Origin of the sequence: Diaphorobacter sp. HDW4B (assembly GCF_011305535.1) — a bacterium.
In the GTDB taxonomy this organism is placed as follows: Bacteria; Pseudomonadota; Gammaproteobacteria; order Burkholderiales; family Burkholderiaceae_C; genus Diaphorobacter_A.
This window is the reverse complement of sequence record NZ_CP049905.1, coordinates 1,283,069-1,295,115: the sequence shown is the minus strand read 5'-3', so window position 1 is coordinate 1,295,115 and position 12,047 is coordinate 1,283,069. Positions and strand designations below refer to the sequence as shown.

The 12,047-nt window shown below is 46.6% G+C and carries 13 protein-coding genes; 6 read left to right on the top strand and 7 right to left on the bottom strand.

Annotated elements, in window-relative coordinates; all coding sequences use genetic code 11:
* Window positions 1-1,151, bottom strand: a protein-coding gene (locus G7048_RS06195; protein ID WP_166066293.1) for an IS3 family transposase whose coding sequence is annotated in 2 segments (ribosomal slippage) — window positions 1-905 and window positions 905-1,151 — 1,152 coding nt in all. Because the reading frame shifts where the segments join, the coding sequence is not laid out codon by codon here.
* 213 nt (window positions 1,152-1,364) lie between these two features.
* On the opposite strand from G7048_RS06195, the gene G7048_RS06190 reads away from it, so the two are divergent.
* From G7048_RS06190 to G7048_RS06175, 4 genes are all read left to right on the top strand, one after another.
* Window positions 1,365-1,952 carry a hypothetical protein gene (locus G7048_RS06190; protein ID WP_205750341.1) on the top strand — a complete coding sequence of 196 codons (588 nt, stop codon included), beginning with the start codon at window positions 1,365-1,367 and terminating at the stop codon, window positions 1,950-1,952.
* Window positions 1,953-2,021: 69 nt separating this feature from the next.
* Window positions 2,022-2,687 (top strand): PIN domain-containing protein, encoded by a 666-nt coding sequence (locus G7048_RS06185; RefSeq protein WP_166067298.1) that lies wholly within the window; start codon window positions 2,022-2,024, stop codon window positions 2,685-2,687.
* 35 nt (window positions 2,688-2,722) lie between these two features.
* On the top strand, window positions 2,723-4,060 hold the full coding sequence (locus G7048_RS06180; protein ID WP_166067297.1) for a type I restriction enzyme HsdR N-terminal domain-containing protein: 1,338 nt from the start codon (window positions 2,723-2,725) through the stop codon (window positions 4,058-4,060).
* Window positions 4,061-4,140: 80 nt separating this feature from the next.
* Complete coding sequence (locus G7048_RS06175) at window positions 4,141-6,297, top strand: hypothetical protein (protein ID WP_166067296.1); 2,157 nt, start codon at window positions 4,141-4,143, stop codon at window positions 6,295-6,297.
* 133 nt (window positions 6,298-6,430) lie between these two features.
* On the opposite strand, the gene G7048_RS06170 is transcribed toward G7048_RS06175, so the two are convergent.
* The 6 genes from G7048_RS06170 to mobC all read right to left on the bottom strand — a co-directional run bounded on the left by G7048_RS06170 (window position 6,431) and on the right by mobC (window position 10,651).
* Entirely contained in the window at window positions 6,431-6,943 is a 513-nt protein-coding gene (locus tag G7048_RS06170; protein ID WP_166067295.1) for a hypothetical protein, read from the bottom strand.
* A 456-nt stretch (window positions 6,944-7,399) separates the two neighbouring features.
* Entirely contained in the window at window positions 7,400-8,098 is a 699-nt protein-coding gene (locus G7048_RS06165; RefSeq protein ID WP_166067294.1) for a hypothetical protein, read from the bottom strand.
* Between the two features lie 99 nt (window positions 8,099-8,197).
* The gene (locus G7048_RS06160) at window positions 8,198-9,526 is read right to left on the bottom strand and encodes a hypothetical protein (protein ID WP_166067292.1); all 1,329 of its coding nucleotides are present in this window, start codon (window positions 9,524-9,526) and stop codon (window positions 8,198-8,200) included.
* On the bottom strand, window positions 9,523-9,912 hold the full coding sequence (locus G7048_RS06155) for a hypothetical protein (protein ID WP_166067291.1): 390 nt from the start codon (window positions 9,910-9,912) through the stop codon (window positions 9,523-9,525). The genes G7048_RS06160 and G7048_RS06155 overlap by 4 nt, the downstream gene beginning before the upstream one ends.
* Window positions 9,909-10,238, bottom strand: a complete 330-nt coding sequence (locus tag G7048_RS06150; RefSeq protein WP_166067290.1) for a hypothetical protein — start codon at window positions 10,236-10,238, stop codon at window positions 9,909-9,911. Before G7048_RS06150 ends, G7048_RS06155 begins: the two co-directional genes overlap by 4 nt.
* On the bottom strand, window positions 10,235-10,651 hold the full coding sequence (gene mobC / locus G7048_RS06145; RefSeq protein WP_166067289.1) for a plasmid mobilization relaxosome protein MobC: 417 nt from the start codon (window positions 10,649-10,651) through the stop codon (window positions 10,235-10,237). Before mobC ends, G7048_RS06150 begins: the two co-directional genes overlap by 4 nt.
* Window positions 10,652-11,198: 547 nt before the next feature.
* Between mobC and G7048_RS06140 the strand changes: the two genes are divergently transcribed.
* Entirely contained in the window at window positions 11,199-11,561 is a 363-nt protein-coding gene (locus tag G7048_RS06140) for a hypothetical protein (RefSeq protein ID WP_166067288.1), read from the top strand.
* Window positions 11,545-11,826 carry a hypothetical protein gene (locus G7048_RS06135; protein ID WP_166067287.1) on the top strand — a complete coding sequence of 94 codons (282 nt, stop codon included), beginning with the start codon at window positions 11,545-11,547 and terminating at the stop codon, window positions 11,824-11,826. The genes G7048_RS06140 and G7048_RS06135 overlap by 17 nt, the downstream gene beginning before the upstream one ends.
* Window positions 11,827-12,047: the final 221 nt, after the last annotated feature.

Genomic DNA, 12,047 nt, shown 5'->3' with positions numbered 1-12,047 from the left:
CTAGACACTGTTGAGCCGTTGGGAATGCCGTCTTTCGAACTCTACCGGAGAGATATCTCCGGCGGTGCCATGACGCCTTTTCGGGTTGTAAAACATCTCGATGTAGTTGAAGACATCAGCCCTGGCCTCATCGCGCGTCGGGTAAATCTGGCGGCGAATACGCTCGCGCTTGAGCAACTGGAAGAAGCTCTCGGCCACGGCGTTGTCGTGACAGTTGCCGCGACGACTCATGCTGGAGACCAGATTGTGATCTCGCAGAAAGCCCTGCCAGTCATGGCCTGTAAACTGACTACCCTGATCCGAATGCACCATGACAGGCAGCTTAGGCCTGCGACGCCACAAGGCCATCAACAGTGCATCGAGCACCAAGCCAGTATCGATGCGGCTGCCCATAGACCAGCCAACAACCTGACGTGAGAACAGGTCAACCACCACCGCCAGATACAGCCAACCTTCATGGGTGCGGATGTATGTGATGTCAGTCACCCAAGCTTGGTTGGGCTCGGCCGCTGCGAAGCGGCGCTGCAAGTGATTGGGCGCGACGATGGCAGGTTTGCCGCCACGCATGCCTGCACGGCGTTTGTAGCCCGTCTGTGAGCGCAGCCCCTCGATTTTGAGCAGTCGTGCCACGCGATGCTTGCCGCAGCTCTCGCCCAAATCACGCATGTCCATGGTCAGCTTGCGATAGCCATAGACGCCACCACTCTCGAGCCACGCATGCTTGAGAAGACCCAACAGACGTTGATCGTCCTTTGCACGCAGGCTCATCGGTTGCGCCTTCCAGGCGTAGTAGCCGCTAGGGTGTACAGCCATGACCTTGCACAGTCGGCGAATGCTGTACTCACCTTCATGGCGCTTGATGAATGCGTACTTCACCCGGACTGCTTGGCAAAGTACGCTGCGGCCTTTTTTAGGATGTCGCGCTCCTCTGTGACTCGCTTGAGTTCAGCCTTCAGTCGTCGCAACTCCTCGGTTTGTGACACCTGTGCCGGCCGATCATGGGCAGGCGTTCCTTGAGCCTTGATCCATTGATAAAGGCTGTGCTGACTTACGCCTAGTCGGGCTGAAACATCGGCCACCTTATGGCCGCGCTCAGTGATCTGCTTGACTGCTTCGGTCTTGAATTCTTGGGGATATCTTTGGTTACTCATAGCACCTCCTATTGGGCCTTAGATTTGAGGCTCAGAGGTGTCTAGAAAACCCGGGGCGATTCAGAACGACTTAACGGCATCATCCGAAGCCAGCCGCCTTCAGGTCAAATCACCTCTATTGTTGGTAGGCTCTTTAGTCTCATCGGAAAGAATGCTTTCTATCCGATTGAAGACAACGACGTAAAGCACTACTTGACCCGCATTGTTCAGGCCATGAGCCACGAGCAGCGTGCAGATTGTCTTGAGCGCGACTACGCCTATGTCAAGGTGATCAAGGAGAAGATCCAGAGCTTGGCCAGCGACTACGCTGCGAAAGAATTTAGCAACTGGCTGACCATTCAAAAGGTCAAGCTCAAGCCAACGTTCTCGTTCCCTGCAACGATCACACCTAGTGAGAATGCACCGGCCATTAGCAAGAGCTTGTATGTCACTGAAGCAGGCGTGAATTCTTTGGAAGCACGCACGATTCGTGGTGTGGCGGAACTGGAGAACGTTGTTTGGTGGACCCGCAATCTTGAGCGAGGAAAGGGGTTTGCCATCAATGGCTTCCTCAACCACTACCCAGATTTTGTGGTTCTGACGGAGAGCAAGAACATTGTTGTCATTGAGACTAAAGGCGACGACCGTGACAACTCGGACTCCAAGGACAAGCTAAGGCTTGGAAAAATTTGGGAGTCGCAGGCGAACCAAATTGCCCATGAAACAGGCTACCGTTATCACTACATGATGGCGTTTGACAACAGCAAAATTGACGGTGCGAACACCATAGGTGAAGTGCTGAAGCTGATCGAGAGCTTGTAGTGGTAGCCAAGAAGCACCCTGATGGGTGCTTTTTTACTTCGGTCAGTGAAATGGGGAGACGCAAACAATATGAAGAGCAAGAAGCTGCTGCTAGTTGACTTGGAGAACAAGCACAAGGTAGATCTGTCTCCCTTGGATGAGAGTTTCAGGGCCATCATCTTCGTCGGTGCCAACCAGAACCCTCCCAAGGCTTCCAAGAAGCCAGCAACAGCGCACAGGTTCAGCCGTGTGGATTTCTTGAAGATCTCAGGCTCAGGCAAGAATGCCTTGGACTTCCACATTGCCTTTGAGCTTGGCAGGACGTTTGAAACGGCTCCAGACACCCAATGCTTTGTCTTGAGTGGTGACAAGGGCTTCGATCCCTTGCTCAACCACCTCAACACCAATGGCATGACTTGCAAGCGTGTGGAGAGCATTGCTGAACTCGTGCCTAGCAATGTGGTGCCTGTCGTTGTGCCTGATCAGGTGGTGTGTCCTCATTGCAGGAAGGCCAGCACCATTCCTCATCATGGTGGGCACTGGTGCAGCAACTGCGGCAGGTTTGCCGCGCCTCCAGATCCGAAGCTCTTGCCGTCCAACCAGAAGGGCTATAGAGAGCCTGAGCGATATAGATACGAGGACACGGCGATCTATTCGGAATGTGGCTGGTGTCACCAAAAAACGGACATGACAGGTGGTATCTACGATGATGGTGAGTGGATGTGTGGCGGCTGCATAGCTCGCTATGCGCGTTAGAAACGCCAGGCTAAAAATATAAGAACGGAGTACCGATGATTTCCATCACTGAAAACCAGTTCCGCGATCACCTCTTTGAACATCATAAAGAAAGCCTTTCCACGTTAATCAAGGGTAGAAGAGATCCAGTTGAATGGACTGGAGACGGCTTTCCAAGCATCAGCTTTTTGTTGCAGCGGCGTGCGGAAAAGAAGATCAATGAAATACTTGATAATTTGGAAGAATTGGTCCTTACAGCCAAGGAAATGAGGCTTGAGCGTAATGCACCACACCCCACACGGATAGATCTCTTTGGGAACTCTGCATCAACAGGAATTGCAGTCATCGAACTGAAGAAGTCAGGTCAAACGGAGCGTCAAGCCTTCACGGAACTCTTGGCCTATAGCAATCATTTCTGTTCAATTTTTCCAGGGCTTAAGGAGAGTTCCATTACCTCAATCCTTGTTGCACCAATGGAAACTCGCACGGTAAAAGATGCCTATGTTCAAGAGTTGGTTTCAAATGCGAAAAATATTCTAGGATTGATACCAAGTCAAGATGGCAGTAACTTTACCTTGGAAGTCTTTTATCCAGGTGCATCTTACTATGCCTACTTTGAGAATAACATATTAAATGATGCATCAATGGTTTGCGTCGCTTATGAGTTTCCATTGATTCCTGGTTGGATAGACTCTGATTTGAAGGGCGAAGATAAAAGCCTTCCAGATTACACAAAGAATGCCCTAAACAAGATATCAAACTCCATAGCGCAGCGACTGGCTTCTGAAGGCTACCATGCTCTGATCTATGCAACGCAAAAATGGGGCGAGATCGCAGGACTATTCCCTAACCCCAATGTCATCGTTGTGGCGGCCATGAATCCTTTTTCTTCCTACAGAACGAATGTTCATGAAGGACAGGTTTATGGTAGCTCTGATGAAGGCCGCATTAGCCAGGTTCAATCAATTTACGATCAACTGACAGGTGACGGTAAAGAGTTCTACTGGGTTGATACGATGGAGAACAATTTCCACAATAGCTTGATGAGAAGCGTTAGGGAGCAGTTTGAGCACTGCCTACAGAGCCATGCGGGAGAAAAGGTAAGAGGCTCTTTAAGTTGTCCTGATTGGTATGGCTTGAAAACCAGCAATATAGATGCCGTTTTTACACACAACCTCGATGTCTATTCCACGGGGTTGCTGAGGGAAATTTATCTGGAGTACATGACCCATGTATATAAAAATGGGATCGATGAGATTTACTACCATGATGATTTACCAAAATATGGCTACAAAATGTTGACTCCATTCTTGGCTGTCTGGGAGATCTTTTCAGGTCTTGGCTACAAGAAAGAAGATGAGATACCTGAAGATGAAGATGCAGAGGATAGTTAAATTCATATGAATTTGACTTAAGGATTGCAAGGCTGTCAAAGGTGCTTTGAAAATATCAACAACGTTCTTTGAGGGGAAGTATGAAGCTGAACATTGACCTGAGAAATTGCTACGGTATTAGTGAGTTGAGCCATTGTTTTGACTTTACTGCCAGCAACGGGTATGCGATATATGCACCGAATGGCTTCATGAAGACTTCACTATCGAAGACGTTTGATGATCATGCAAAAGGGCGTGAGACAGTTGACTTGATTTTCCCTGATAGAGAGTCGTCCCGGTCTATCAAAGATAGTGCTGGAGCCGTTGTGTCTCCAGACTCCATATTTGTTATTGAACCCTACAACCAAGAATTTTCATCAGACCGAACTTCACTGTTACTGGTGAACAGTGCAATCAAGCAGCAGTATGACGATGCACTTAAGCAAATCTCTGAGAGCCTTGCAGGTTTGTTCGGAAAACTGAAGCAACTCTCTGGTTTGACTGGGCGAACGCTGACCCCAGAGATGGAGTTCATGAAAGCATTTGGCGCAAGCAACGTAGCAGAACTGCTTGAGTCATTGGAGGGAAATGTTGCGCAGGCTGCACCTAGCAACTTATCCAAGCTTGTCTATTGCGAGATCTTCAATGAAAAGACGATTGCTCTGCTGGAATCTGGGAAAATTAAAGACCAGCTAGAGGAATACATTAAGACGTACAACGACTTGGTGTCTAAGTCAGATGTGCTCAGCAAGCAATTCAATCACTACAGTGCAGGCACAGTGAATAAGCAGCTTGCAGACAATGGCTTCTTTGCTGCAAAGCACACTATCAATCTAAATACCAAAGGTGGCAAACAAGAAGTTAGTTCTGCTGCCGAACTTACCAAGCGCATTGAAGATGAGCGAGAAAAAATATTCTCCGATAAAGAGCTTGCAGGTAAGTTTGACGCCATAGACAAGAAGATCTCAACGGCTGACCTGCGAAAATTTCGAGATTACCTGTTTGAAAATCAGGAAATCTTGCCCGAACTAAAGAACTTTAAGCAGCTACAAAAGGACGTTTGGATTTCCTATCTGGTCGATCAAAAAGAACTCTACGACCAATTTCTTGTTCAGTTTAAAGCTGGCAAGGTGACGATTGAAGGTGCAGTTAAACAGGCAAAGGAAGAGCGTACTGCATGGGAAGAAGTGGTCGAAACCTTCAATCAACGCTTCTTTGTCCCATTCAAGATGTCTGTGTCCAATCAAGAAGATGTCATTTTGAAAGGCACAAAGCCTACCATCGCATTTATGTTTTCTGATGGTGAGCGCGAAGGTGAAGTACCAAGAGACGCCTTGCTAAAAGTGCTGAGTCAGGGCGAAAAGCGTGCCTTGTACATCCTCAACATACTTTTTGAAATTCAGTCTAGACAAAAGCAGGGTGGCACAACAATTTTGTTAGTCGACGACATCGCAGACTCGTTTGACTACAAAAACAAATACGCCATCATTGAATATCTAAAAGACATTTCCCATTCTGGAAAATTCTTCTGTCTATTTCTGTCACACAATTTTGACTTTTATCGCAGCATCAGCGGCAGGTTGAATCTGGGGCGACCATACAAACTAATGGCGTCGAAAAGTGGGCGCAAGCTTTCGCTGTCGCCTGAAAAATACCAGAACAATCCGTTTATCTTCTGGAAGAGCAAGCTTGCTGAACCCCCGTACTGCATCTCGGCAATCCCCTTTGTGCGCAACTTGGCTGAGTATTGCGGACATAGTGCAGACTACGCAACGTTGACCTCGTTGCTTCACATGAAGGCCGACACAGATACGATTACGTTGGACGACTTGTGTGTGATCTATAAGAAAGTATTGGCAGACAAACCTAACCTCACTTTGCCACCTGCTGGCAAGACGGTGATGGCTGTGTTGTTTGAGCAAGCTGAAGCAATTGCTGCGGGTGTCGATGATCACATAGAGCTAGAAAGCAAAATTGTGATGTCAATCGCTATCCGGCTCATTGCTGAAAAGCATATGATCGCTCGGATAAACAATCAAGCATTCGTTGACTCAATAACTCAGAATCAAACAATTGAACTGCTCAAAGAGTACAAGCGACAGAATCTTGGTAGTGTTGCAGAAGTACAAAAACTTGAGCAGGTCAATCTAATGACTCCAGAGAACATTCACCTTAATTCTTTCATGTACGAGCCGATTCTAGATATGGGATCTGCACATTTAAGAGCCCTTTATGGGGATGTGAAGGCGTTGGCTTGAATCGGACAGTGTTACCAAGAAAAGCACCCTTATAGGTGCTTTTTTTCTTTGGAGCAATGTTGTTCAGTCGGTAGGAGTTTTCTGAGTTAATTAAAAATGGCTCCAAGAAGGAGCCTAATGATTGAACTCAAAGTCAATTGCAGGTCGTGAATGCATTGCCAAGACCATATGTGTAGCAATTTATTGATCGTCTTGGTGCTGTCTGATTGACTACTCTTACAGGTGCTTGGCCTGTCGTTAAAGTGGTCAACCTGTCTTCAAGGTTTTGAATGTCCGTGTTGATCTGTCTTGACCTTGAGGCTGCTGTAAACATGTCTTTCATTGGAACCTTAGACCAATCATTTTCTGGTAGATTTCTTTGCTTTTTTAGTTCTGCGATTTGTGATTGAATTTCTGCTATCTGAGATGACTTTGCATTGGCTACTGAAGCTGTTGAGCTAGATCCACCTTGATTGGATTCTTGGCTTTGCTTTGCCATCAATCCAGGGTAATAGTCATAATCTGGGTTGTAATTGGTCGTCAGTGGGTTGTAGCTGATAGGAGCTAGATTGTGAATCGGCACATAAAAGCCTTCGTCTGCCTGAGAGGCAGATAGAAGGCAGAAAAGTATGGTTGCGGTAATAATTTCTCTTGTGTGTCTAGACATGATCTCTCCTTTTTAAAGAAACATAGTCAATTGAAAAGAAAAGTCAAATTTTTGCCGCTTCAATTTTTTATATTTCATCAAGCTTCCTGCAAGTTCTATTTCGAAAACCTGCTTCTAGTTAAATTCATATGAGTTTAACTATTAATGGGTGTGAGAAATAGCCCCTCTCCAGTAGGTGCTTTTGGGTTTGTATCTGTTCGATCAGGTTCTTCAGATTGGTCTAGTACGTCGTTTCAAGTATGCGCAAAGGTTCCTGTTGATCGCCTTGGCTATCGCCGGTCCCCGGACCTCACGTGGTTAAAGAAGGTCGGAGCCTTCTCACTAACGTGTCAGCGTGCAGAAGAGGTTCAATCGGCGTGTGCATGAGGTGCCGTTAGGCAGGACGGCTACGACCGTCTTCCGAAAGACTCAAGAAGACGGTTTAGATCCACTTTTTAAGAATAATGAAGCCAATACTTAGATTTTTATTGGTTTGGCTCTGACGGTGTTTGCCTTTGGAACCAGCTTTTCATCGAGCTTCTGGTTGACTGAAAGATTGCTCAATTCGCTATCAAGCTGCTTCTCGTTTAGAAGGTTTAGCATGTACAAGTCAATGTACTGAAGTGCTTGATTGACGTTAGTCATCATGAATCCGGGTGCTTGGCCGAAGTAGTCATAGTTCGTAATGTCACCAATCCAGTGTTTCACTGAGATTTTTCCTAGTCTCTGATTTCGCACGGCTCTTTCTTGAGGTGACATGTCGCCAGTGATCGGATTGATTGCAATGAAGGCTTCTCGCACGAAGTTTTTCAAAGGCTCTTCTTGGAACTGGTAGATATTGACCAAAGAAGCGTAGTCTTGTCCGAAGTAAGTCTTGGTGAGATAGTTGGCTCTAAAGTGCTCCAGCATGATCTGGAAGGTTGGAGTGTCACGGTTCTTTTTTAGGTAGGCCGTGATCTGCTTTTTGAGATATTTGTACGCTGTGTCGTCTGCCAACTTCCAATCCCAGAACCCACTCTTTGACTTTTTCTGAATAGCTAACTCGTCTTGGGATGTGTTATTTAAGAAAAGCGACGCAAGACGCTGGGGTGAATAGTCTGTGGCATGATGTATCAGTGCCAACTTCGGTGCATGAGTCTTGATCAGCTTATAAGCATTGTTCTTTTTCTTTATCATTGAAATTCTCCTGTTGTACATCTAGCAGAAGAAGTTTCGTTGTCAAGTTAAAATCATATGAATTTAACTAGGGCAATGAAAAAAGCACCCGAAGGTGCTTTAAATATCCGGCAATTTTACTTCTGGCGTCTGTGCTTTTTTCTTCTCAAGCTCTAGGTTAAGTGCAGAAAGCTTTTGTTCCAGAGCCATGATTTGAGACTTGAGCAAAGTAGCTCTTTTGCCTTTTGCACCGGCCAGAAGAAGGAGTAAGCTGTGGTACTGCAAGGAAAGGCTCCCGATCTGGGCTTCTAAGCCACCCTGTGCGGCATTGCCGATAGAGGGCAATAGTGCGGCTTGTTCCTGGTCGGTTTGCCTGCGAGCTACCTGGTGCGGAAGATCTGCGGTGCTAACGGGTGGCTTGGGGGCTGCATGCTCCTTGAGACTGCGTAGGTGATCGTTGAGGTGGTCCGCCATGCGTTTGGGTGGTGGTTCCACTGCCTTCGGTCTGGTGCGATCGGGCGCCATGAACGGCATAGACACTAGCTGCTGCGCACGCACGGCACGAGGCTTGGGGGTGAGGTAGCGGCGCACATTGAAGGCCAGGCGTGCCTCTATGCCAGCAACGAGCTTGTCCTTCTGTTCCTGTGCCTCCTGTTGGGTGAGGTACTTCGGGATCTTGGACTGGTGGTGTTGGGCGACAAGCTCGGCGTAGTCGCTGTCCTTGCAGAAGAGGGGGCCCTTGAGGCGGGTGTTCTTCTGCTGACCAGGTAGGCGCACGGTGAGGAAGTCGCTGCCGACTTTGGCAACGTCAATGCCATTGCGGGTGAGGTAGCCAATCAACTGGTTTCGGTTGGTGATGAAACCACCGACGATCTCTGAATGAAGGACGGTGGCGAAGTCACCTTTGGCCTTCTTGTCCTTCTTGCCGTTGGGAGACTTGGCCTCAAAGGGCTTGAGTGAAATCTTGAGGGGATCGGGTACCACTTGAGCGAACCCGAAGCTGTCGTTCATGACGGCAGAGAACGCATTGAAGAACGCAATGTTCTTCGCACCCGGAGGGTGAATATTTAGTTGTTGCGTGCTGACCAACTCAGTATTGGCAACCAGGAAGTGCAGTTCGACGTTTCCCTTTTCACGGTGCATGACCCAGAAATCAGCGAAGTTCTTATCAAGCTCCAGACCCGGTAGGAATGTGGAACGGAAGGTGTCAATGACGGTGTTGATCTGTTCTGGGGTGACGGACTCATGATCACGGAAGGCGACGACACCAGATGTGTACTTGTGAAGGCGCTTTGTGGCGTTGGCGATTGCTTCAAAGGTGTTTGGATCGCCAGAGAGAATTTCAGGTGGGATTGAACGCTTCTTGCCTTCATGATCCTTGTCTGAAAGTAGATAGTTAACGGCTGAAGCTACACCTCCTTTCCCTGTTGGGAAGATCGTTACGTTCATATCTTCCCCTTCTTGGTTATATTTCTGTTAGGAAGATTGATTTGAAGATTTTCATTGAGGGCTTTCATTTCAAGAAAGCGGTTGAACTGCTCTTCAGTCAACTCTCTATCTCTTAGAAACCAGCGCTTCGTGGGTATGCCACCTGAGTCTGGATCACCTAAAACGACAATTGCAGGCCCATCTTCACGGTGTCTTTGGCCTTCAATGAACCATTCTTTTGTGTCGGCGGCGTCACGGGCTGGGCCACCTTCCTTGTGAAGCATTCCGTTTAAGTAGTGCTCTAGTCTGATGTAGTTGGTTTCTAAGCCAGTCTGGTAGTCTGTTGTTGTGTAGGTTCTTCTAAGTGAACCAGTAAAGTTATCTGGTATTCCTGTTGTGTTGCTCATAATTTTGACCTCTTCTCTGTAGGTTTGGGTTCTAGTGTGGTCTGAAGCTTATCGTTCAGATGCTTCTTGTCCTGCCACTGTTCAAATTCTTGTTTGGTGTGTTCTTGGTCATTAAGCCAATATTCCTCCTGTCCACTTGACCATAGGACGGCTGGGCCATCTTCTTTGTGAAGCTTGCCATTGACATAGTGTTTTGTGATCGTCAAGGAAAGCTTTTCGTTGTTGGCCAGGCTGGCGTACACACGATCACTTCTCACCACTCCTGTGAAGTCCTCTGTGATCTGGACTTTCTTGTTTTCCATACTTGTTCGTACTTTGCTCTTCATTTCCTTTCCTTAAATATTGTTGTTATCGTTGAGACTGCTTCTTGTATTTTGGTTAGCTCCAGGAGCATGCCTTCTGTGGTCGTGTTCCACACCTTCATTCTGTTTAAGGCTCTGGCAATCTGGTTGATGTTGCTGCCGATTTTTCCAAATGAGGCAAGTAGCTGAAGGCGAACTTTCTGTTCAGCTTTAGTTTCAAGATCGGCTATGTGTTGGCTCGGAAGAAGAACAGAGCGAGCATAGATAGCTGCGGAAGAAGAGCCTGATTCGTAAGCTCTATCTTGAAGTGCAGTCCATTCTTGCTGGGTGAACCTGATTTCAAAACGCTTAGTTCGTTTTGACTTGTTGGCTTCTACGCCAGTTTGACCGGCTCTCTGTTTGAGAGTGGGATCTTTTTCTTTTATTTGATGTGCCATGTGGCCTCCCTTGTTGTTGTTTTTATCGAGTCTCGCGCAGCAGCGGGTGTGGGTGAAACCCACGATATTCAAACCAAGAATAGCCCGTTAGGGGTAGACGTAGGATTGATTGACCTTGCTTTAACTCACTTTTCTCTGTTTTCTTGATTTGCAGGGGGTTAAAGTAACGGGGTCTATTAATAGGGTAGCGTTTATTAAATGAATGTCAATGATCTAATAGAAGGCGACCTTCACTCAAATTGACGCCATAGCAACATAGCAATTCGTGTTTTAGATTTTGGAGTGTCATAGCAATTCGTGTTTTTGATTTTGTTGTGTCATAGCAATTAGTTTTTTAGAATTTGTTGTGTCATAGCAAATCGTTTTTTAGATTTTTCTGTGTTAGTGAGATTGGCACTGTTGAATTATTTGAGTTGTGTGTTTGTTTCTGTACGCCTATTACACATGCGTGCTCATTACACATAGATGTACGGTGATACTGTGTATGGTTGACATTTAATTTTTCCACGCTAGATTTATTTGCAAGGCCACATAAGGAGAAGAAGAAATGGCGAAGAAGCGAATAACAAAAGCAGCAATTGGATTAAGTTCAAAGTTTGAACGAGAAGGATTGAAGAAGAAGAAAGTGCGTATTGGTGCAAGAATCGATGAAGACTTGCACATGATTTGCAAAATGGCATATAACCGTCAAGGCATATCAATGGAGTCACGAATTGAGGAACTGCTAAGGCGTGATGCAGATGTGATGTCAAAGAACCAGTGGTTCAAGGAGATGATGCAAAGCGACTTGTTCGCAAAATATGTTCAGCAGGCTAACAGTGGCAATGTGTCTCAAGAGATTTCTTCAGAGGAAGAAGACGATCAATTTAGTGGCAAGTACGACATTGGGGGTGATGATGAGAACACCTAAAACCCCAAGTAAAGTGGTAAGAATTGGCCCAAGGATTTCTAGAAGCACCTATGCATTGGCAAAAGCTGTTTATGGCGTAAAAGGTGTTACCTTGGAAAGCCGTATTGAATTTCTTTTAAGAAGGGACTTGAAGAAAGAAATTAATAAGCCGTGGTTTAAAGACGGCATGAAGAATCTTGGGGAAAGCATGGATCTTCCAGAGGGAATGATCTGGGAAGATTTCTGGATGCGATGGATGCTTTCTGAAGAAGGAGTTAAGTCATGAGGAAGATATTTGCTTCGTGCTTGTTCTGTATTGCTAGTGTTGGTTATGCCCAGCACCAAGGATCTGAAAGGCCGATGAATCAGGATTCCAGTTCAATGGCTGTGCAAGCGCCTTCGTACATGAAGATCCTAGAAACAATGAGAAGTGTTCACTCGCAGGTGCTTGTAGATATGACGGCACTACAGCAAGTGTGCTTGCCAGGGCCAGATGGTTGGATTCAT